Annotated in this window: 16 protein-coding genes and 1 pseudogene; 6 read left to right on the top strand and 11 right to left on the bottom strand. The window is 69.9% G+C overall.

Features of this window, described 5'->3' with window-relative positions; translation table 11 throughout:
- Positions 1-95: 95 nt before the first annotated feature.
- A pseudogene (locus tag ACFYRX_RS43950) lies at positions 96-365 on the top strand (hypothetical protein); the annotation flags it as partial.
- 9 nt (positions 366-374) lie between these two features.
- Here the strand turns inward: ACFYRX_RS43950 and ACFYRX_RS43945 are convergent.
- Entirely contained in the window at positions 375-1,067 is a 693-nt protein-coding gene (locus ACFYRX_RS43945) for an SIMPL domain-containing protein (RefSeq protein ID WP_389112683.1), read from the bottom strand.
- 127 nt (positions 1,068-1,194) lie between these two features.
- On the opposite strand from ACFYRX_RS43945, the gene ACFYRX_RS43940 reads away from it, so the two are divergent.
- A complete protein-coding gene (locus ACFYRX_RS43940) occupies positions 1,195-3,000 on the top strand; it encodes a bifunctional metallophosphatase/5'-nucleotidase (protein ID WP_389112681.1) in 1,806 nt (601 codons plus the stop codon).
- A gap of 71 nt (positions 3,001-3,071) precedes the next feature.
- Here the strand turns inward: ACFYRX_RS43940 and ACFYRX_RS43935 are convergent, their stop codons facing one another.
- The 7 genes from ACFYRX_RS43935 to ACFYRX_RS43905 form a co-directional block, all read right to left on the bottom strand.
- Positions 3,072-4,493, bottom strand: coding sequence for a lysine N(6)-hydroxylase/L-ornithine N(5)-oxygenase family protein (locus ACFYRX_RS43935; RefSeq protein WP_389112679.1), 1,422 nt, complete (start codon positions 4,491-4,493; stop codon positions 3,072-3,074).
- Positions 4,490-5,875 carry a pyridoxal phosphate-dependent decarboxylase family protein gene (locus tag ACFYRX_RS43930; protein ID WP_389112677.1) on the bottom strand — a complete coding sequence of 462 codons (1,386 nt, stop codon included), beginning with the start codon at positions 5,873-5,875 and terminating at the stop codon, positions 4,490-4,492. Before ACFYRX_RS43930 ends, ACFYRX_RS43935 begins: the two co-directional genes overlap by 4 nt.
- Positions 5,876-5,991: 116 nt before the next feature.
- On the bottom strand, positions 5,992-8,478 hold the full coding sequence (gene pepN, locus ACFYRX_RS43925; RefSeq protein WP_389112675.1) for an aminopeptidase N: 2,487 nt from the start codon (positions 8,476-8,478) through the stop codon (positions 5,992-5,994).
- 56 nt (positions 8,479-8,534) lie between these two features.
- Positions 8,535-9,110: a two-component system response regulator gene (locus tag ACFYRX_RS43920; protein WP_389112673.1), complete on the bottom strand. Its 576-nt coding sequence runs from the start codon at positions 9,108-9,110 to the stop codon at positions 8,535-8,537.
- A gap of 138 nt (positions 9,111-9,248) precedes the next feature.
- Positions 9,249-9,599: a chorismate mutase gene (locus tag ACFYRX_RS43915; protein ID WP_389112671.1), complete on the bottom strand. Its 351-nt coding sequence runs from the start codon at positions 9,597-9,599 to the stop codon at positions 9,249-9,251.
- A 190-nt stretch (positions 9,600-9,789) separates the two neighbouring features.
- Positions 9,790-10,632 (bottom strand): NAD(P)H-binding protein, encoded by an 843-nt coding sequence (locus ACFYRX_RS43910; protein ID WP_389112670.1) that lies wholly within the window; start codon positions 10,630-10,632, stop codon positions 9,790-9,792.
- Positions 10,629-11,075: a nuclear transport factor 2 family protein gene (locus tag ACFYRX_RS43905; protein WP_389112668.1), complete on the bottom strand. Its 447-nt coding sequence runs from the start codon at positions 11,073-11,075 to the stop codon at positions 10,629-10,631. Before ACFYRX_RS43905 ends, ACFYRX_RS43910 begins: the two co-directional genes overlap by 4 nt.
- 135 nt (positions 11,076-11,210) lie before the next feature.
- Between ACFYRX_RS43905 and ACFYRX_RS43900 the strand changes: the two genes are divergently transcribed.
- Positions 11,211-11,798 (top strand): TetR/AcrR family transcriptional regulator, encoded by a 588-nt coding sequence (locus ACFYRX_RS43900; protein WP_389112666.1) that lies wholly within the window; start codon positions 11,211-11,213, stop codon positions 11,796-11,798.
- Between the two features lie 424 nt (positions 11,799-12,222).
- Positions 12,223-13,032 carry a CAP domain-containing protein gene (locus ACFYRX_RS43895; RefSeq protein ID WP_389112664.1) on the top strand — a complete coding sequence of 270 codons (810 nt, stop codon included), beginning with the start codon at positions 12,223-12,225 and terminating at the stop codon, positions 13,030-13,032.
- A gap of 279 nt (positions 13,033-13,311) precedes the next feature.
- Here ACFYRX_RS43895 and ACFYRX_RS43890 read toward each other — a convergent pair whose 3' ends face one another.
- A complete protein-coding gene (locus tag ACFYRX_RS43890) occupies positions 13,312-14,184 on the bottom strand; it encodes a helix-turn-helix domain-containing protein (RefSeq protein ID WP_389112662.1) in 873 nt (290 codons plus the stop codon).
- 84 nt (positions 14,185-14,268) lie between these two features.
- On the opposite strand from ACFYRX_RS43890, the gene ACFYRX_RS43885 reads away from it, so the two are divergent.
- Together ACFYRX_RS43885 and ACFYRX_RS43880 are read left to right on the top strand one after the other, a co-directional pair.
- Positions 14,269-16,038: a beta-galactosidase family protein gene (locus ACFYRX_RS43885; RefSeq protein ID WP_389112660.1), complete on the top strand. Its 1,770-nt coding sequence runs from the start codon at positions 14,269-14,271 to the stop codon at positions 16,036-16,038.
- 37 nt (positions 16,039-16,075) lie between these two features.
- Entirely contained in the window at positions 16,076-16,957 is an 882-nt protein-coding gene (locus ACFYRX_RS43880; RefSeq protein ID WP_389112658.1) for a hypothetical protein, read from the top strand.
- Positions 16,958-17,026: 69 nt separating this feature from the next.
- Here ACFYRX_RS43880 and ACFYRX_RS43875 read toward each other — a convergent pair whose 3' ends face one another.
- On the bottom strand, positions 17,027-17,932 hold the full coding sequence (locus tag ACFYRX_RS43875) for an SDR family oxidoreductase (RefSeq protein WP_389112657.1): 906 nt from the start codon (positions 17,930-17,932) through the stop codon (positions 17,027-17,029).
- Position 17,933: 1 nt separating this feature from the next.
- Entirely contained in the window at positions 17,934-18,674 is a 741-nt protein-coding gene (locus ACFYRX_RS43870; RefSeq protein ID WP_389112655.1) for an SDR family oxidoreductase, read from the bottom strand.
- Positions 18,675-18,702: the final 28 nt, after the last annotated feature.

Raw genomic sequence — 18,702 nt, 5'->3', positions numbered from 1 at the left:
CGCCCGCCGAATACGAAGCCAACTACTACCGAGCGACCACGAAACCCCAGGTCACAGTCAACATCTGAGATCTCTATTGAACCCGGAACGGTTCAGAGTTCATCCGCGGGCTCATCCACTCGGACGGGTGCCGCATCACCAACTGGACGACTCGACTCGTGGCCGGTGAACGCAAGCGCTATGAGTACCCCCGGTACTTCTTCGCCAACAAGTCCGACGACATCCGGCGACTCTTCACCGACACTCTCGACAAGGTCGGGGTCAGGTGGACCAGCCTCGCTCGCGGCAGCGATCCGTTCAACATCTCTATCGCCCGCAAAGCCTCAGTCGCTCTGATGGACGCCCACGTAGGCCCCAAACACTGACTACGGGCGTCACAGTTGTGGTGGTGCCATGGTGAAGCGGGCGTTGACCTGGGCGTGGACGTGTTGGCGTTGGGGTTGGAGGTCGAGGGGGGCGGCGCCTTGGTCGGTGGCCTGGGTTTCGTCGTAGGCCATGGCGCGGGAGCGGGCGGCTTTGCCGACGAATCGGGGTTCGGGGTCTTCGGCTCCGATGTCGGCGAGTTCGGTCAGGGCGGCAAGGTGGGTGCCGAGTGCTTCGGCGTATTCCTTGGCGCGTTGGACGGCTTCTCGTACTGCTTGCCGGCGTGCTTCGCGGTGGGCGGGTGAGTCGCGGCGCAGCGCCCACCATGGGCCGTCGACGTGGGTGAGTTCCAGGTCGGCGAGTTTGGTGGTGAGTTCGCCGAGGGCTGTGAAGTCGGTGAGTTCGGCGGTGATGTGGACGTGGCCGTGGTAGGCGTGGATGCGTTCGCCGCGGCCGTGTTCTTTGAGTTCGGGTGTGACGGAGAAGGAGCCGGTTTCGAGGCGTTCGACGGCGTCGCCGTAGGTTTTGACGAGGTTGAGGGCGGTGGTGTTGCGGTGGGTGAGGTCGTCGAGGGCGGTGCGGCGGTCTTTGCCGCGGGAGGCGATGGTGATGCCGATGCGGGCGATTTCGGGGTCGACTTCGAGGTGGGCTTCGCCGCGGACGGCGATGCGGGGGGCGTCGGGGGTGCCGTAGGGGACGGTCATAACGGCCCACTCTGTCAGCTATCGCCGGTGGGGTCATCAGATCGAAACCTGCGAGGACTGTTGCGGTTCAGCGTGGCCGGGTCAGAATCTACGCGCGTCGTTGACCGTTCCCCGAGGAGATGCAGAGATGCCGTTGAACCGCAGGAAGTTCCTGGAGAAGTCCGCTGTGACCGGGGCGGGGGTGGCGTTGGCGGGTGCCGTGGGGGCTCCGGCGGCGCAGGCCGCTGAGGCGAAGAAGGGGCACAGGCCGGTGAAGCGGTATTCGCTGACGGTGATGGGCACCACTGACCTTCATGGTCATGTCTTCAACTGGGACTACTTCAAGGACGCGGAGTACAAGGATTCCGCGGGGAACGCGCAGGGTCTGTCTCGGATCTCGACGCTGGTGAACCAGGTCCGTGCGGAGAAGGGGCGTCGTAACACGCTGCTGCTGGATGCGGGTGACACGATCCAGGGCACGCCGTTGACGTACTACTACGCGAAGGTGGATCCGATCACCGCGAAGGGTGGTCCGGTGCATCCGATGGCGGCGGCGATGAACGCGATCGGGTATGACGCGGTGGCGTTGGGCAACCACGAGTTCAACTACGGCATCGAGACGCTGCGGAAGTTCGAGGAGCAGTGTGACTTTCCGCTGCTGGGTGCGAACGCGCTGGACGCGAAGACGCTGAAGCCTGCATTTCCGCCGTACTTCATCAAGGAGTTCTGTGTGAAGGGGGCGCCGCCGGTGAAGGTGGCGGTGCTGGGGTTGACGAATCCGGGTATCGCGATCTGGGACAAGGCGTATGTGCAGGGGAAGTTGACGTTTCCGGGTCTTGAGGAGCAGGCGGCGAAGTGGGTGCCGAGGCTGCGGTCGATGGGTGCGGACGTGGTGATCGTGTCGGCGCATTCGGGTTCGTCGGGGACGTCTTCGTACGGTGATCAGTTGCCGTATGTGGAGAATTCTGCGGCGTTGGTGGCGCAGCAGGTGCCGGGGATCGACGCGATTCTGGTGGGTCACGCGCATGTGGAGATCCCGGAGTTGAAGGTCACCAACGCGAAGACCGGGAAGACGGTGGTGTTGTCGGAGCCGTTGGCGTACGCGGAGCGGCTGTCGTTGTTCGACGTCGAGTTGGTTCTGGAGAAGGGCCGTTGGTCGGTCGAGTCCGTGTCGTCGAAGGTGCTGAACTCGAATTCGGTGGCCGATGACCCGAGGATCACCAAGCTGTTGAAGGCCGATCACGACGTCGTCGTGCGGTACGTGAACCAGGTTGTCGGTACGGCGACGGAGACGTTGACGACGGTCGAGGCGCGGTACAAGGACGCTGCGATCATCGATCTGATCACGAGGGTGCAGGAGGATGTGGTCAGGGCGGCGTTGGCGTCGACGGAGTACGCGTCGCTGCCGGTGATCGCGCAGGCTTCTCCCTTCTCCCGTACGTCGGAGATCCCGGCCGGCAAGGTGACGATCCGGGATCTGTCGAGTCTGTATGTGTACGACAACACGCTGGTCGCGAAGCTGATGACGGGTGCGCAGTTGAAGGCGTACCTGGAGTATTCGGCGGAGTACTTCGTGCAGACGGCTGCGGGTGCGGTGGTCGATGTGGAGAAGCTGACGAACGCGGGCAACCGTCCGGACTACAACTACGACTATGTGTCGGGGTTGTCGTACGACATCGACATCGCGCAGGTGGCGGGTTCGCGGATCAGGAACCTGACGTACAACGGTGCCGCGTTGGCCGATGCGGAGAAGTTCGTGTTCGCGGTGAACAACTACCGTGCGAACGGTGGTGGGGCGTTTCCGCATGTGGCGTCGGCGACCGAGGTGTGGTCGGAGTCGACGGAGATCCGTACGCGGATCGCGGAGTGGGTGACCGCGAAGGGTGTGCTGGATCCGAAGGACTTCGCGTCGGTGGACTGGAGGCTGACGCGGGACGGTACGCCGGTGTTCTAGGGATCCGGCGGGGTTGCGTCAATGGCGTCGGCGTGGGTTTTCGCGTCGGCGCCGTTGGCGTGTGGGGGTGCTTATCGTCCCTCGACGAGGGGGGTGAGGGTGGGGGCTGTGCGGGCGGGTGGGATGTGGGGGCGGGGTTCGAGGCCGAAGGTGGTGAAGGCGGTGCGGGTGGGGAGGGGGTAGGGCTCTTTGCCGGTGATGGTGTTGAGGATGGTGGCGCTGCGCCAGGCGGCGAGGCCGAGGTCGGGGGTGCCGACGCCGTGGGTGTGGCGTTCGGCGTTCTGGACGTGGACGTGGCAGTCGGCGCCGGTGACGGAGGGGTCGAGGACGAGGCGGAACTGTTCGTCGACGCGGGGGCGTTCGCGGCTGTCGCGGCGCATGTAGGGGTCGAGGCCGGCGAGGATGCGGTCGAGGGGGCGTTCGCGGTGGCCGGTGGCGAGGACGACGGCGTCGGTGGTGAGCCGGGAGCGGGTGTTCTGCTGGGTGTGTTCCAGGTGGAGTTCGATTTTCGTGGTGGCGATGCGGCCTGCGGTGCGGACGCGGACGCCGGGGGTGAGGACGGTGTCGGGCCAGCCGCCGTGGAGGGTGCGGCGGTAGAGCTCGTCGTGGATGGCGGCGATGGTGTCGGCGTCGATGCCGCGGTGGAGTTGCCACTGGGTGGTGCCGAGGCGGTCGCGGGTGCTTTCGGACAGGGCGTGGAAGTAGCGGGTGTAGTCGGGGGTGAAGTGTTCGAGGCCGAGTTTGGAGTACTCCATGGGTGCGAAGGCTTCGGTGCGGCCGAGCCAGTGGAGTCTTTCGCGGCCGGTGGGGCGGTTTTTGAGGAGGTCGAGGAAGACTTCGGCGCCTGACTGGCCCGAGCCGATGACGGTGACGTGGTCGGCGGCGAGAAGGGTGTGGCGGTGGTCGAGGTAGTCGGTGGCGTGGACGACGGGGACGCCGGGTGCTTCGACGAGGGGTTTGAGGGGTTCGGGTACGTAGGGTTCGGTGCCGATGCCGAGGACGATGTTCTTGGTGTAGGTGCGGCCGAGTGCCTCGGCTTCGCCGTTGTCGTCGAGTTGGGTGAAGTCGACTTCGAAGACGTCGCGTTCGGGGTTGAAGCGGACGGCGTCGACCTGGTGGCGGAAGTGCAGCCCGGGGAGGTTCTCGGCGACCCAGCGGCAGTAGGCGTCGTATTCGGCGCGTTGGATGTGGAAGCGCTCGGCGAAGTAGAAGGGGAAGAGGCGCTCGCGGGTTTTGAGGTAGTTGAGGAACGTCCAGTGGCTGGCGGGGTCGGCGAGGGTCACCAGGTCGGCGAGGAACGGGACTTGGATGGTGGCGCCGTCGATGAGCAGGCCGGGGTGCCAGTCGAAGGTGGGCCGCTGTTCGTAGAAGACGGCGTCGAGGGCGGTGAGGGGCTGGGCGAGGGCGGCGAGGGAGAGGTTGAAGGGGCCGATGCCGATGCCGACGAGGTCGCGGGGTGCGTCGGGCTCGTGGTGTGGGGGGTGGGGGTTCATCGGGGGGTGGTTCCTTCCACGAGTTCCAGGAGTCCGGCGAGGTCGGCCGGCCGGGTGGTGGGGTTGAGGAGGGTGGCCTTGAGCCAGAGCCGGTTCGCTGCGCGGGCTCGGCCGAGGACGGCGCGGCCGTCGGTGAGGAGTTGTCGGCGTACGGCGGCTACGGCGTCGTCGGTGGCGCTTGCCGGTCGGAATAGGACGGTGCTGATGGTGGGGGGTTCGTGGAGTTCGAAGCGGGGGTGGTCGTGGACGAGCTGCGCGAACTCCTGTGCTTGCTCGCAGACTTGGTCGACCAGAGCGGCGAGTCCTGTTCGTCCCAGGGTTTTCAGCGTTACGGCGATCTTGAGGATGTCGGGTCGGCGGGTGGTGCGCAGGGAGCGGCCGAGGAGGTCGGGGAGGCCGGCCTCGGTGTCGTCGTGGGCGTTGAGGTAGTCGGCGTGCTGGTTCAGGGCGGTGAGGTCGTTGCTGTCGCGGACGGCGAGGAGGCCTGCGGCGGCGGGTTGCCAGCCGAGTTTGTGCAGGTCGAGGGTGACGGTGTCTGCGACGCTCAGGCCGGTGAGCTTGGCGCTGTGCCGTTCGCTGAAGAGGAGCCCTCCGCCGTAGGCCGCGTCGATGTGCAGGCGGGCGCCGTGCTGTGCGCACCAGTCGGCGATCTCGGGGAGGGGGTCGATGAGGCCGGCGTCGGTGGTGCCTGCCGTCGCGGCGATGAGGAGGGGTCCGGGCGGGGTTGTGTCGAGGGCTGCGGGGTCGAGGGTGCCGTGGGGGGTCCTGACGATGAGCGGTTCGGGCAGGCCCAGGAGCCAGGCGGACCTGGGGAGGGAGTGATGGGCGTTCTCGCCGCAGACCAGGCGGACATCCGGGCCCAGGGTCTCTCTGGCCAGGAGGAGGGCGAGTTGGTTGGATTCCGTGCCACCGGTTGTGATCAGGGCGTCGGGCCGGTGGGGGCTGGTCGCGCAGTTCCCCGCGCCCCCAGGTGGGTTGGTGTAGACCTCGTTTGCCAGGGCTCTGGTTGCCTGGGCCTCCAGCTCTGACGCCGCCGGGGCCTGGTCCCAGGAGTCGAGAGAAGGGTTCAGTACTGACGCGGCCAGGTCTGCCGCTGCTGCTACCGCGAGGGGCGGGCAGTGGAGGTGGGCTGCGCAGAGGGGGTTCGCCGGGTCTGCGGAGCCTTCTGCCAACGTGCGTACCAGGCGCCGTAGGGCCTGCGGGTCGCCCTCGTCCGGGAGTACGTCGCCCAGCGCGGCCTGTACTCGCGCCGCCACTTCGGACGGTCCCCCCGCCGGAAGGGGCCCGCCCCGCGCCCGCGTCCCCTCCTCCAGTGCTTCCAGGACGGTGTCGAGCAGGGGGCGCAGCGAGGTGGGGTCTGAGGCCAGGGGCGGCGTGTGCATCGTCGTCCTCCGGGGGCGCTGGGGGCTTCCAGCTTGGACGCGGCCCGCGTGCGCGCGCCCGGAGAGTCAACGATCCTGACCCGAAAGGGGGTACTCCCGTACGGGGAAAATCCGATCTACGCCTGCCGCACTCGCAGGGCCCTGGCCAGGTCGTCGAGTTGGTCGGTGAGTTTGCGGCGCAGGGCGGGGGTGAGGTCGGCGTCGCGCAGGCAGGTCTCGCCGAGGGCGAGGTTGTCGGCGTCGATGGCGTGGTCGGGGAACGCCCAGCGGCCGGCGGCGTCGGCGATGGCGGGGCCCCGGCGGGTGGCGAGGGTGACGGCGTCGTCGTAGTAGCGGGGTACGTACTGCCGTACGAGGTCGGCCTGTTCGGGTTGCCAGAAGCCCTGGGCGGTGGCGGTGAAGAGGTAGTTGGAGAGGTTGTCGTGGGTGAACATCGCTTCCCAGGCGCGTGACTTGGCCTCTTCGGTGGGGAGGGCGGCGCGGCAGCGGGCGGCGCCTTCCTGGCCGGTGGCGGAGGGGTCGCGTTCGAGTTCGGCGGTGATGGCGGTTTCGTCGGTGGCGCCGAGGACGGCGAGGCGGGCGAGGACGCGCCAGCGGAGTTCGGGGTCGAGTTCGGGGCCGCCGGGGACGGTGCCGTCGGCGAGCCAGGCGGCGATGGTGTCGGGCTGGGAGGTGACGTTGATGCAGTGGCGGACGGCGATGAGGCGCAGGCCGGGGTTGTCGCCGTCCTCGGTGCGGCGGATGAGGTCGCGGCAGAGGGAGGAGAGGGTGGCGAGGGTGGCGGGGCGCTGGTCGGGGGTGACGTAGCGGTCGGTGACGTAGGTGGTGGCGAAGGCGAGGACGCCCTGGACGAGGGCGAGGTCGGTCTCGTGCGGGAGGTGGGCGCGGGCCGCCTCCAGGTAGGCGGTGGGGGCGAGTTCACCGTCGCGGACGGCGTCTCGCAGGGCGTTCCAGACGACGGCGCGGGTCAGGGGTGAGGGCAGGCCGGAGAGGCATTCGGTGACGGTTTTGAAGGACTCGGTGTCGAAGCGGATCTTGGTGTAGGTGAGGTCGCCGTCGTTGAGGAGCAGGAGGGCGGGGCGTTTGCCGATGGGGAGGGGGGTGTGCTGCGGGATGTCGAGGTCGAGGCGTTCGCGCAGGACGAGTTGGTGGCCCTGGTCGTTGACGTCCTGGTCGTAGAGGCCGACGGCGATGCGGTGGGGGCGGTTGCCGTGGTGTTCGACCTGGAGGGTGTGGGTGCCTTCCTCGCCGCGGGTGACGGTGGGGCGGAGGGTGTCGACGCCGGTGGTGCTGAGCCAGGCGTCGGCCCAGGCGTGGACGTCGCGTTCGGTGGCGGAGGCGAGGGAGTCGATGAAGTCGGCGAGGGCGGCGTTGGCGAACTTGTGGCGCTTGAAGTGGGTGTTGATGCCGGCGAGGAAGTCCTTCTCGCCGAGCCAGTGGACCAACTGGCGTAGGGCGGAGGCGCCCTTGGCGTAGGAGATGCCGTCGAAGTTGAGGAGTGCCGAGGCGGTGTCGTCGACGTTCTCGGGGGCGACGGGGTGGGTGGAGGGGCGTTGGTCGGCGTCGTAGCCCCAGGCTTTGCGGACGACGCCGAAGTCGGTCCAGGTGTCGGTGAAGCGGGTGGCTTCGGTGAGGGTCTGGTAGCCCATGTACTCGGCGAAGGACTCGTTGAGCCAGATGTCGTCCCACCAGCGCAGGGTGACGAGGTCGCCGAACCACATGTGGGCCATTTCGTGGGCGATGACCATGGCGCGGGTCTGGCGTTCGGTGTCGGTGACGGCGGAGCGGTAGACGAACTCGTCGCGGAAGGTGACGAGTCCGGGGTTCTCCATGGCGCCGGCGTTGAACTCGGGGACGAACGCCTGGTCGTAGGAGTCGAAGGGGTAGGGCTCCTCGAACTTCTCGTGGTAGCGGTCGTAGCACTGCTTGGTGATCTCGAAGAGTTCGTCGGCGTCGGGGTCGAGGTGGGGTGCGAGGGAGCGGCGGCAGTGGATGCCGAAGGGCAGGCCGCGGTGTTCGGTGCGCACGGAGTGCCAGGGGCCTGCGGCGACGGCGACGAGGTAGGTGGAGATGAGGGGGGTGGGGGCGGCCTGCCAGTTGCCGTCGCCGAGGTCGGTGGTGATGCCGTTGGCGAGGACGGTCCAGTTCTCGGGGGCTTTGACGGACAGGTCGAAGACGGCTTTGAGGTCGGGTTGGTCGAAGGCGGCGAAGACGCGTTGGACGTCGTCCATGAACAGTTGGGTGTAGACGTAGGTTTCACCGTCGGTGGGGTCGGTGAAGCGGTGCATGCCTTCGCCGGTGCGGGAGTACCGCATGACGGCATCGATGCGCAGTTCGTGTTCGCCGGCGGTCAGTGCCTTGAGGGGGAGACGGTTCTCGTGGAGGGTCTCCGGGTCGAGGGGGTGGCCGTCGAGGGTGGCCTCGCGCAGTTCGGCCGGCTTGAGCTCGACGAAGGTGTCCGCTTCCGCGCGCGTGGTGAACCGGATGACGGTCAGGGACTCGAAGGTCTCGTCGCCGGTGGTGAGGTCGAGCGCGATGGCGTAGTGGTGAACGTCGAGGAGCTTGGCACGGGTCTGCGCTTCGTCGCGCGTCAGTACGGACATGCAGGACATGCTGCCTGATGGCAGGGACAACTCACAGAGGCGGATCGGTACACGCCTTATGTCCGGTCCTGCTCGAGCTCCCCGGTGTGCGCTCCCTGTCCGCGCTGTACCGGGACGCGGGCGTCCGGGTGGGGCAGGGCGGGGCCTTGGCCGCTTTCGACGCCGTTGTGGTCCTGGTCCTTGTTGTCGTCGGGGTGGTCCTTGACGAGGGCGCGCAGTTCGCGCACTTCCTGGGCGAGGGTGAGGTGGCGCCGGTGGGCGTCGTAGAGGTAGCGGACCTTGGTGCGCAGGGCCCAGGGGTCGATGGGTTTCATCACGAGGTCGGCGACGCCGAGGCCGAAGGCGGCGGAGGTGAGTTCGTGGTCGGGGCCGAAGCCGGTGAGGAGGATGACGGGGATGTGCTGGGTCTGTTCCAGGCGTCGCATGTAGCGGACCACGTCGAGGCCGCTGACGCCGGGCATGCGGACGTCGAGGAGGAGGAGGCCGACCTGGCCGCGCAGTACCTGCTTGAGGGCTTCGTCGCCGCTGGTGGCCCGGCTGAGCTGGTAGCCCAGCGGGGCCAGGGCGCTTTCCAGGGCGTAGAGCGTGTCCTCGTGGTCGTCGACGATGAGGATCTTGGCATCCGACGGCATGGCCCGACGTCCCTCCCTCGCGGACAGTCAGCCTACGCCCGGATGTTGACGCGGAGTGCTCGTGGGCTGACAAGGAGTGCACGGGGCAGCATGCCGTGTGCGGGCCGCCGTGTCACGTCCCCGGGGTGGAGGCCGAGGTCAACCGGCTGACGGGGTGGAGCCGTTGACGGTGTCCTCGGCGATGCGCTCGTGGTGCCTGATCACTTCGGCGATGATGAAATTCAGGAATTTCTCAGCGAAGGCCGGGTCGAGTTTGGCGTTCTCGGCGAGGGTGCGCAGCCGCTCGATCTGGCGGCTCTCGCGGGCGGGGTCGGCGGCCGGGAGTTGGTGGCGGGCCTTGAGGTGGCCGACCTGCTGGGTGGCTTTGAAGCGCTCGGCGAGCATGTGGACGACGGCCGCGTCGATGTTGTCGATGCTGTCCCGCAGCCGGGCGAGCTCTTCGCGGACGGCGGGGTCGACGGCACCGGTCGCGTTGTTGCTGGTGGTCATGGGTGACAACCCTACGGGGGCGCAGCGGCCGGTTCCTCGTCGGATCGGCCGGATCGGGGAGCGCGGGGTCGGCCTCACGGCGGCGCGCGGCCGAGCCCGCTTCGTCACGCCCCCACCGAACCCGCACGCCCGGCCGCCCCCCATGGGCGCGAGCGGCGGCAGGGGTACGAGGGCGTGTTCTGACCGGACTTCAGTCCAGGTCCGTCGACTCCCGGGCGACCACTGTGCGGAAGTCGTGCGGTGGTCGCCCGGTGAGGTGCCGGACCACGTCGGTCGTGCGGTCCTCGGCGCCCTCGGCGATGGCGCGGTCCATGCCGGCCAGCAGCTCGGCGAACTCCGGGCCCACCAGCGGCGCGAGGCGGTCGCGCTGCTGCTCGCGGGTCAGGTGGCGGTGGACGACCGGGCGGCCGGTGACCTCGGTGACGATCGTGGCGATGTCGTCGTGGCTGAGTGCCTGCGGCCCGGTGAGGACCAGGTCGGAGTCGGGGGAGCGTACGTCGGTCAGGGCGCGCACGGCGACGGCGGCGATGTCCTCGGCGTCGACGAAGCCGACCCGGCCTTTCCCGGCCGCCGTATGGATGGTGCCGGTGTCGCGGATGCCGAGCGCGTGCATGTGGGTGCCCGTGAAGTTCTGCATGAACCAGGACGGCCGTAGGACCGTCCATGAGTCGAAGAGGTCCGGCAGCGCCTGGTGGACCACTCCCACGGCCGGGCCGCCCTCGGGGACGGCCGACGAACTGAGCAGTACGGCGCGGCCGACGCCGGCGGCGCGGGCCCGTCGGAGGAAGGGGAGCATGACCGCTGCCGGGTCCGGGTCGCCCACGGGTGGTACGAGGTAGACGCGGTCGGTTCCGGCGAGGGCGTCCGCGTGGGTGGCGGGGTCGTACCAGTCGAAGCGGACCGGCTCCGCCCGCGGGAGGGGGGTGCCGCGGCGGCTCGCGGCCCTGACGCGGTGACCGGCGGCGGTGAGCTGTGCGGTGACGCGGCTGCCGGTGGTGCCGGTGGCGCCTGTGATCAGGGTGGTGCCGGTCATCGGCCGGTCCCCCCGAGGCCGCTCTCCCCGAAACCGGCGCCGTCGAGCGCGGGGGCGGCCAGCGGGTCCCAGTAGTCCCGGTAGGAGACGATGAGCCCGTCCCGTACGGTCACCACGGCGACGTAGGTCATCTCGAAGGGGCCGTCCGTCGCGACCACGCGGCCCACGCCGCGCATCTCCACCACGATCGTCCCGGGGTCGGTGGTCTCGTGGATCCGCACCTCGGGGAAGTCGTGCAGGTCGATGTGGTCGGGGTAGGGGCGCATGTACGCGGCGACGGCCTGCTTGCCGTCCAGTCGCCGGGGTCGGCCCGGTGGCGCGAAGGGGAACTCCATGGTGCCGTCCTCGGCCCACAGGTCGACCCAGGCGGCGATGTCCTTGTCCAGCAGCAGACGCAGGCTGTGTTGGTACAGGTCCGCCGGTGAGGTGGTGGTCGCGGGCATGGGGGATCTCCGTCCCGTCGTACGATACGGACCCGAGGTCCGTTTCAACTGCCCGGAACGATACGGACCGCGGGTCCGCTTTACAAGCTGATGCGGACCCCGGGTCCGCTTCGTCGTCGGAGGGAACCACACCGCATGACCGAGCGCACACCACGCAAGGACGCCGCCCGGAACAGGGCGGCCCTCCTCGCGGCCGCCGACGCGCTCTTCGCCGACGGCGGGAGCGCGGAGGCCGTCACGATGGCCGACGTCGCGACCGCGGCCGGAGTCGGCAAGGCGTCGCTCTTCCGGGCCTTCGGCGACCGCACCGGGCTGGTCCGCGCGCTGTACGAGGCACGGCTCGAACCGGTGCGCCGGGCCGTGGAATCGGGACCGCCGCCGCTCGGGCCCGGAACCCCCGCGCCGGAGCGGGTGTTCGCGCTGCTCGACGCCCTCCTGTGCTTCAAGCTCGACAACCGCCACCTCGCCCTGGCCCTCGAGGGCACCGGGGACGACAGCCCGTACCGGGCGGAGCATTACGGGCACTGGCACGCCCTGCTGGAATCCACGCTGCGCCTGATCCCCGGCCTCCCGGATGCCGCCTTCACCGCCCACGCCCTCCTCGCCGCCACCCGCGCGGACCTCGTCGAACACCTCGCCGGACACGAGGGCGTGCCCCGCGAAACGCTCCGCGCCCACCTGGCCACCTTCACCGCGAGGGTCCTGAACGGTCCTGTTGTGTAGAGCTGCCTTCTGGTCGCCGCCGGGCGCTGTCAGGTTGCAGTGATGTGCGTCACGCCGGAATTGTTGGTGATGGCGTTGATTGGCCCTTTGTCGATAAGTGGTAAACGCGCCCCTCCGGGGCCGAATCTGGATGCTTCCACCTGGACCGGAAAATTCGGCCGATCGCTCGGCGTCGTGATCGCGGTCGCGAAAGGCCGCACTCCGCCTGGTCACACGTATGTGCGGGTGCGCAAGGAGATGTGAAGAGATCCGGATTCACAGATCGGGGCGTCACGGAGCGTAAGGCCTGCTGTCGCAGGAGCTTTCGTTGCCCGGCGTGCTCGGCGGTCCACATAATGACCGGGCTCGTCGACGGGCAGCGGGAGGGAATCCCTTTGCACTGACATTTGCCATCGAACACCGGACTAGCTGAATGAGGTCACCCATGGCCCGACATCGCCAGAAACCGAAGCGCCGCAGGACAGCCGGTGTCATAGCCGCCGTGGTGACGGTGGGCGCTGTGGCCGTTCCCGTGGCAGCCCAGGTGAGCGGCAACGGGCTCGGGGGCTGGAGCATCGACTCGTTCGACTGGTGGGGCTGGGGCGGGGACTCGGATCCCGTGGCCACCGCGAAGCCGTCGTCGTCGGCTTTCGCATCCGCGACCGCACTGGCGTCACCGACCTCCGCCAAGGCCACCCCGACCCGCACACCGACCGGTACCCGGGGCGCGTCCGCCGACCCCTCCCCGAGCACCTCCCCCAAGGCGTCCGGCACCCCGACCGCCACACCGGTCGCCGGCTCGCCCGCGAAGCCGTCGAGCCTCCCCAAGGCCACCGCCTTCAGCGGCACACCCGAGGCCGCCGCCGCCGACGTGGACCCGGGGCCCACGGACAAGGTGCTCACTCTCGTCAACGCCGAGCGCGCGAAGGCCGGTTGCTCGCCGCTGACCGAGAACGCCAAGCTCACCAAGGCCGCCCAGGACCACAGCCAGGACATGGCCGACCACCAGAACATGTCCCACACCGGTTCCGACGGCTCGTCCATGAGCGACCGCCTCGCCCGCGTCGGCTACGCGTTCAGGACGGCGGGCGAGAACGTCGCCTACGGCTACAGCTCCCCCGAGAGCGTCATGGACGGCTGGATGAACAGCCCCGGCCACAAGGCGAACATCCTCAACTGCGCCTTCAAGGAGATCGGCATCGGTCTGGCCCAGCCGGGCAACTACTGGACCCAGGACTTCGGCGCGACTTCGTAGCCGCGAACGCCAGGGCCTGTCGAAGCCGCGAGTCGGTCGACGCGGTCGGGAACGGTCGCCCGGGCGTTCGCGTCTGCACCGGTCGACGCGCTCGGGAACGGTCCCCCGGCGTTGGCGTCTGCACCGGTGGGCGCGGAGGGAGCGGGGTGGGACGAGTGACGCGGATCTTGTCGATGACCGTCTCGGCCCGGGTGCGGTCGTCGCGCGTGCCGCCGTGACTGTGGAGGACAGCGGTCGGCCCCGCCCGTCGCCGGTCGCCCCACCGCACGCGTCCGGCCGTCAGATCCGGGGCGGATTCTCCGGATCGGGTACCTGGTTGCTCCAGCCGCCGGGTACGGTCCGGCTCTCCTGGGCGCGGAAGCGGACGGGGGCCATGCCGACGCGGCGGGTGAACAGGCGGGAGAAGTAGGCGGGGTCGTCGTAGCCGACGCGGCGGGCGACGGAGGCGACGGGGAGTTCGGTGGCGGCGAGGAGTTCCTTGGCGCGGCCCAGGCGGATGCCGAGGAGGTAGTCCTTGGGGCTGCAGCCGGCGCCGCGGCGGACGGCGGTGCGCAGTTCGGCGAGAGTCATGCCGTGCCGGGTGGCGTGGTCGGCGACGGACATGGCTTTGAAGGCGTCGCGGGCGAGAGCCTTCAGGACGGGGTCGCCGTCGGGTGCGAGGTCGGCGCGGGCGCGGCGCAGGGTGACGAGCAGTTCGTGGACGGCGGCGCCGGTCTCCACCTCGAGGAGGGGGTTGTCGCGGCGGGCCGCCCGTGCGATACGGGCGACGACCGCGCGTGGGCCGGTGGCGTCGGAGAGGGGTACGACGGGGCGGTCGGGCTCGATGTAGCCGAGATCGGTGTAGGTGGTGGTCGCGGGTCCCGTGAACCCGACGAATCCCTCGTCCCAGCCGGTCCCCGGGTCGGGTGCGTAGTGGTGCGGGATGCCGGGGGTGAGCCACAGCAGGGCGGGCGCGGTGACCGTCGTGCGCCGGCCGTCGGGGCTCTCGTACCAGCCGGTGCCGGTGCTGATGACGACGGCGACGTGGCTGTCGAGGGTGCGGGGGCCGACGGCGGGCAGTGCGCCGTACTGGAGGCCGACGCCGAGGCAGACCAGGCCCAGGCGGTGGTGGACGGGGCTGGGCGTGAGGAACCGCATCCAGGTGTGGTACATCGCGCTCCTTGCCTGCGCTTCGGTCCAAGCAGCGCCGATCTTTGTCCATGGACGTGATCGTCGCCAGTCGTGAGGGTGGAGCCTATGAGCGAGTTCACGACGGGTGGAAGCGATTTCCTGCTGGACGGGCGGCCGGTGCGGCTGCTGTCCGGTGCGCTGCACTACTTCCGGGTGCACGAGGCGCAGTGGGGGCACCGGCTGGCGATGCTGCGGGCGATGGGTCTCAACTGCGTGGAGACGTACGTGCCGTGGAACCTGCACGAGCCGCACCCGGGTGACTTCCGGGACGTGGAGGCGCTGGGCCGGTTCCTGGACGCGGCGCGGGAGGCCGGGTTGTGGGCGATCGTCCGTCCGGGTCCTTACATCTGCGCGGAGTGGGAGAACGGTGGGCTGCCGCACTGGCTGAAGGGGCGGGCGCGTACGAGCGACGAGGTGTATCTCGCGCAGGTGGAGCGGTGGTTCGGGCGGCTGCTTCCGCAGGTCGTGGAGCGGCAGATCGACCGCGGTGGCCCGGTGCTCATGGTGCAGGTGGAGAACGAGTACGGCAGTTACGGCTCGGACGCCGGGTATCTGCGGTGGCTGGCCGAGCTGCTGCGCGGGGAGGGCGTGTCCGTTCCGCTGTGCACGTCGGACGGTGCCGAGGACCACATGCTGACCGGCGGTTCGGTCCCTGGTGTCCTCGCCACGGTCAACTTCGGTTCGGACGCCGGCACGGCCTTCGAGGTGCTGCGCCGGTACCGTCCGGACGGCCCGCTGATGTGCATGGAGTTCTGGTGCGGCTGGTTCGACCACTGGGGCGGCGAGCATGTCGTACGGGACGCGGGGGACGCGGCGGCGACGCTGCGGGAGATCCTGGAGTGCGGTGCGTCGGTGAACCTGTACATGGCGCACGGCGGCACGAACTTCGCGGGCTGGGCGGGCGCGAACCGGGGCGGGGGCGCGCTGCACGACGGTGTGCTGGAGCCGGACGTGACGTCGTACGACTACGACGCGCCGATCGACGAGTACGGGCGGCCGACGGAGAAGTTCTGGCGTTTCCGCGAGGTGCTGGCCGAGTACGGTCCGGTGGCGGAACTGCCGCCCGCGCCCGGGGTGTTGGGTTCCGGTGGTGAGGTGAGCCCGACCGGGTGGGCGTCTTTGGCCGCCGTGCTGGAGGCGCGCGGCGGACCGCCCTTCGAGGGCCCGGTCCCGCCGGGCTTCGAGGAGTTGGACGTCGACCGGGGGCTGGTGCGGTACGAGGTGACGGTGCCGGGTCCGCGGCAGCCGTATCCGCTGACGGTGCGCGGGCTGCGGGACCTGGCGGTGGTGTACGTCGACGGGGAGCGGGCCGGGGTGCTCACCGAGGACGAGGTGCGGCTGAAGGAGCCGGTGGCGGGGCACGCGCGTGTGGAGCTGTGGGTGGAGTCGCTGGGGCGGGTCAACTACGGGCCGCGGAGCGGGGAGGGCAAGGGGATCACCGGGGGGCTGCTGCACGAGCGGCAGTTCCTGCACGGGGTGCGGGCGCGGGGGCTGCGGCTGGACGCGCTGGACTCGTTGGAGGGCGTGGACTTCGGCGGGGTTCCCGGGGACGGTTCGCCCGGTCTGTACCGGGGCTCGGTGAGCGTGCGGGGTGCCGGGGACGCGGTGCTGGAGCTGCCGGGCTGGACCCGTGGGTTCGTGTGGGTCAACGGCTTCAACCTCGGCCGGTACTGGTCGGTGGGTCCGCAGCGGTCGCTGTACGTGCCCGGGCCGGTACTGCGGGAGGGCGGCAACGAGGTGTGGGTGCTGGAGCTGGAGGGGGCGCCGGTGGGCGGGCCGCCGCTCCGGCTGAGTGCGCCGGGTGCGGTCGGCGGAAATCCGGGCGCTTCCTCGTAGAGTGGAGGCGGGTTCTGGGCGTCCTGGGGGTACCGGCGTGGCGAACGACGGACCGGTCGAGCACGGCTACCCGCATCTGGAGACGGTGCGGGCGTCGATCACCGCGCTCTGGAAACGGCTCTCCTACGACACCGTCCAGACGTTCGCGACGAGTGTGGCCCCGGTGGACGTGGCGTTCTGCGACACCGACGATCTTCATCTGGGGGCCCAGCGGGTGGCCCGGGAGCTGGTGCGGCACTACCGGCTTCCGGACGCCCGGCTCGTCGTCGGGTTCCGGGAGATGACCCATGCGGCGAACGTCGAACTCACCGCGGGGCCCGAGTACTTCGTCGAGCTGAACGACCGTTTCCGTACGCATCGGCGGGACATCGGGGCGGCGCTGGCCCACGAGGTCATGCATGTGTATCTGCACCGGCTGGGGCTGTCGTTCCCGGGAGTGCGGGAGAACGAGATCCTCACGGACACGGCGGCGACGTATCTGGGGGCGGGGTGGCTGCTGCTCGACGCGTACCGGGAGGACTCGGCGTCCTCGCAGAAGCTGGGGTATCTCACGCCGGAGGAGTTCGGGTACGTGCTGGCGAAGCGGGCGCTGGTGTTCGGGGAGGATCCGTCCGTGTGGTTCACCAGCGCGCAGGCCTATACGGCGTACACCAAGGGCATGGCGAGGGCTCGGGAGGACGAGCAGCAGCCTCCGCTGACGGCTGCGGGGTGGGCGGGGCGGAGGCGGTATGCGCGGGACCGACGGCATGCTCCCGGGCCGCAGCCGGGGGTTCCGTATACGTTCACCCCGGATGGCCCCGGGCGCCTGCGTGTTTCTTTTCCGTGCCCTACCTGTCATCAGCGGATTCGGGTGCCGGTTCGGGGGCGGGTGCGGGCGCGATGTGCTCTGTGCCGGACGGTGCTGGAGTGTGACACCTAGGGTTGTGTGCCGTCTGCGGGTGCGTTGTGGCTGGTCGCGCAGTTCCCCGCGCCCCTGGCGGCATGACACTCACGCTCCATACACAGGGCCCGGCGTCTCCGCCTTGCCGAGCAGCTTCCGTGCCGTTTCTCCTACCTCGGCCGGAGTCCACCTCGCCCCCTTGTCCGCGCTCGGGCCCGGCCTCCAGCCCTCCATCACCGTGATGCGGCCGGCCTCCGTCTCGAAGATCCTGCCGGTCACTCCGTCGCTCGCCTCCGCGCCCAGCCAGACGACCAGTGGGGACACGTTCGACGGGGACATCTTGTCGAAGCCGTCCGTCGGGGCCGTCATGGTGTCGGCGAAGGTCCGCTCCGTCATCCTCGTCCGTGCCGCGGGGGCGATCGCGTTGACCTGGACGCCGTAGCGGGCCAGTTCCGCTGCCGCGACCAGGGTCAGGGCCACGATTCCCGCCTTGGCCGCGCTGTAGTTGCCCTGGCCCACCGAGCCCAACAGGCCTGCTCCGCTGCTGGTGTTGACGATCCGGGCCGTCGGCGGGCGGCCTGCCTTGGTCTCCGCACGCCAGTGTGCGGCCGCGTACCGCAGCGGCAGGAAATGCCCCTTCAGGTGTACGGCCATCACCGCGTCCCAGTCGTCCTCGTCGAGGTTGACGAGCATCCGGTCGCGCAGGAACCCGGCGTTGTTGACGAGGGTGTCGAGGCGGCCGTACGTCTCCAGGGCGGTCGTGATCAGGGACGCGGCCCCCGCGCTGCTCGCGATGTCGCCGCCGTGGGCGATCGCCTCGCCGCCCGCCGCGCGGATCTCCTCGGCCACGAGGGCGGCCGGGCTGTCGGGGTCGGGGGTGCCGTCGAGGCCGACGCCGAGGTCGTTGACGACGACCCGGGCGCCCTCGGCGGCGAAGGCGAGCGCGTGGGCACGGCCGAGTCCACGGCCCGCGCCGGTGAGGACGACGACCCGGCCGTCGCAGATTCCGGTCATCTCACGTCTCCTTGTTGACGGTTGCGGCTTCCTGGAACGCCGGTCGCTCGCCGCCTCCGTGCACCAGCAGCGACGCCCCGCTGATGTAGGCGGCCGCCTCGGAGGCAAGGAACACGGCCGCCGCCCCCACGTCCGACGGGTCGGCGAGGCGGCCGAGGGGAACCGTGCGGGAGACGGCGGCGACGCCCTCCTCGTCGCCGTAGTAGAGGTGGGACCGCTCGGTGTCGACCATGCCGACGACCAGGGTGTTCACGCGTACCTCCGGCGCCCACTCCACGGCCATCGAGCGGGCGAGGTTCTCCAGGCCCGCCTTGGCCGCCCCGTACGCGGCGGCTCCGGGTGAGGGCCGGCCGCCGCTGACGCTCCCGATCATGACGACCGAGCCACGGGTCCGCTTCAGGTGCTCGTACGCGGCCAGGGACACCGTCAGCGGGGCGAGGAGGTTCAACTCCAGCACCCTTAGGTGCCGTTCGGGCTCGGACCCGGCGAGCAGCCGGTAGGGCGCGCCTCCCGCGTTGTTGACCAGCACGTCCAGGCGCGGGAGTGCTGCGAAGAAGTCCCGCACGGCGTCCGCGTCCCGGACGTCCAGCCGGGCGAACTCCGCCTTCGGCAGCGGCACTTCGGGCGGCCTGCGGGCGCACACGACGACTTCGGCCCCCGCCTCGGCGAAGGAGCGGGCGATCCCGGCGCCCACTCCGCGCGTCCCGCCGGTGACGACCACGACCTTCCCGTTCTGCTCCATTCGCGGCTACCCTTCTCACCTAACAAAC

It is taken from the genome of Streptomyces sp. NPDC005374 (assembly GCF_042872225.1).
Classification (GTDB): domain Bacteria; phylum Actinomycetota; class Actinomycetes; order Streptomycetales; family Streptomycetaceae; genus Streptomyces.
Note: the sequence above shows the minus strand (reverse complement) of the source record. Positions and strands in the feature narration are given on the sequence as shown.

What these genes read in the sequence shown, in the direction of transcription:
- ACFYRX_RS43945 (WP_389112683.1), bottom strand. Translation starts at nt 1,067, where the DNA reads ATGACCGTCCCCTACGGCACCCCCGACGCCCCCCGCATCGCCGTCCGC.
- ACFYRX_RS43940 (WP_389112681.1), top strand. Translation starts at nt 1,195, where the DNA reads ATGCCGTTGAACCGCAGGAAGTTCCTGGAGAAGTCCGCTGTGACCGGG.
- ACFYRX_RS43900 (WP_389112666.1), top strand. Translation starts at nt 11,211, where the DNA reads ATGACCGAGCGCACACCACGCAAGGACGCCGCCCGGAACAGGGCGGCC.
- pepN (WP_389112675.1), bottom strand. Translation starts at nt 8,478, where the DNA reads ATGTCCGTACTGACGCGCGACGAAGCGCAGACCCGTGCCAAGCTCCTC.
- ACFYRX_RS43930 (WP_389112677.1), bottom strand. Translation starts at nt 5,875, where the DNA reads ATGCACACGCCGCCCCTGGCCTCAGACCCCACCTCGCTGCGCCCCCTG.
- ACFYRX_RS43935 (WP_389112679.1), bottom strand. Translation starts at nt 4,493, where the DNA reads ATGAACCCCCACCCCCCACACCACGAGCCCGACGCACCCCGCGACCTC.
- ACFYRX_RS43870 (WP_389112655.1), bottom strand. Translation starts at nt 18,674, where the DNA reads ATGGAGCAGAACGGGAAGGTCGTGGTCGTCACCGGCGGGACGCGCGGA.
- ACFYRX_RS43890 (WP_389112662.1), bottom strand. Translation starts at nt 14,184, where the DNA reads ATGTACCACACCTGGATGCGGTTCCTCACGCCCAGCCCCGTCCACCAC.
- ACFYRX_RS43920 (WP_389112673.1), bottom strand. Translation starts at nt 9,110, where the DNA reads ATGCCGTCGGATGCCAAGATCCTCATCGTCGACGACCACGAGGACACG.
- ACFYRX_RS43910 (WP_389112670.1), bottom strand. Translation starts at nt 10,632, where the DNA reads ATGACCGGCACCACCCTGATCACAGGCGCCACCGGCACCACCGGCAGC.
- ACFYRX_RS43895 (WP_389112664.1), top strand. Translation starts at nt 12,223, where the DNA reads ATGGCCCGACATCGCCAGAAACCGAAGCGCCGCAGGACAGCCGGTGTC.
- ACFYRX_RS43885 (WP_389112660.1), top strand. Translation starts at nt 14,269, where the DNA reads ATGAGCGAGTTCACGACGGGTGGAAGCGATTTCCTGCTGGACGGGCGG.
- ACFYRX_RS43905 (WP_389112668.1), bottom strand. Translation starts at nt 11,075, where the DNA reads ATGCCCGCGACCACCACCTCACCGGCGGACCTGTACCAACACAGCCTG.
- ACFYRX_RS43915 (WP_389112671.1), bottom strand. Translation starts at nt 9,599, where the DNA reads ATGACCACCAGCAACAACGCGACCGGTGCCGTCGACCCCGCCGTCCGC.
- ACFYRX_RS43875 (WP_389112657.1), bottom strand. Translation starts at nt 17,932, where the DNA reads ATGACCGGAATCTGCGACGGCCGGGTCGTCGTCCTCACCGGCGCGGGC.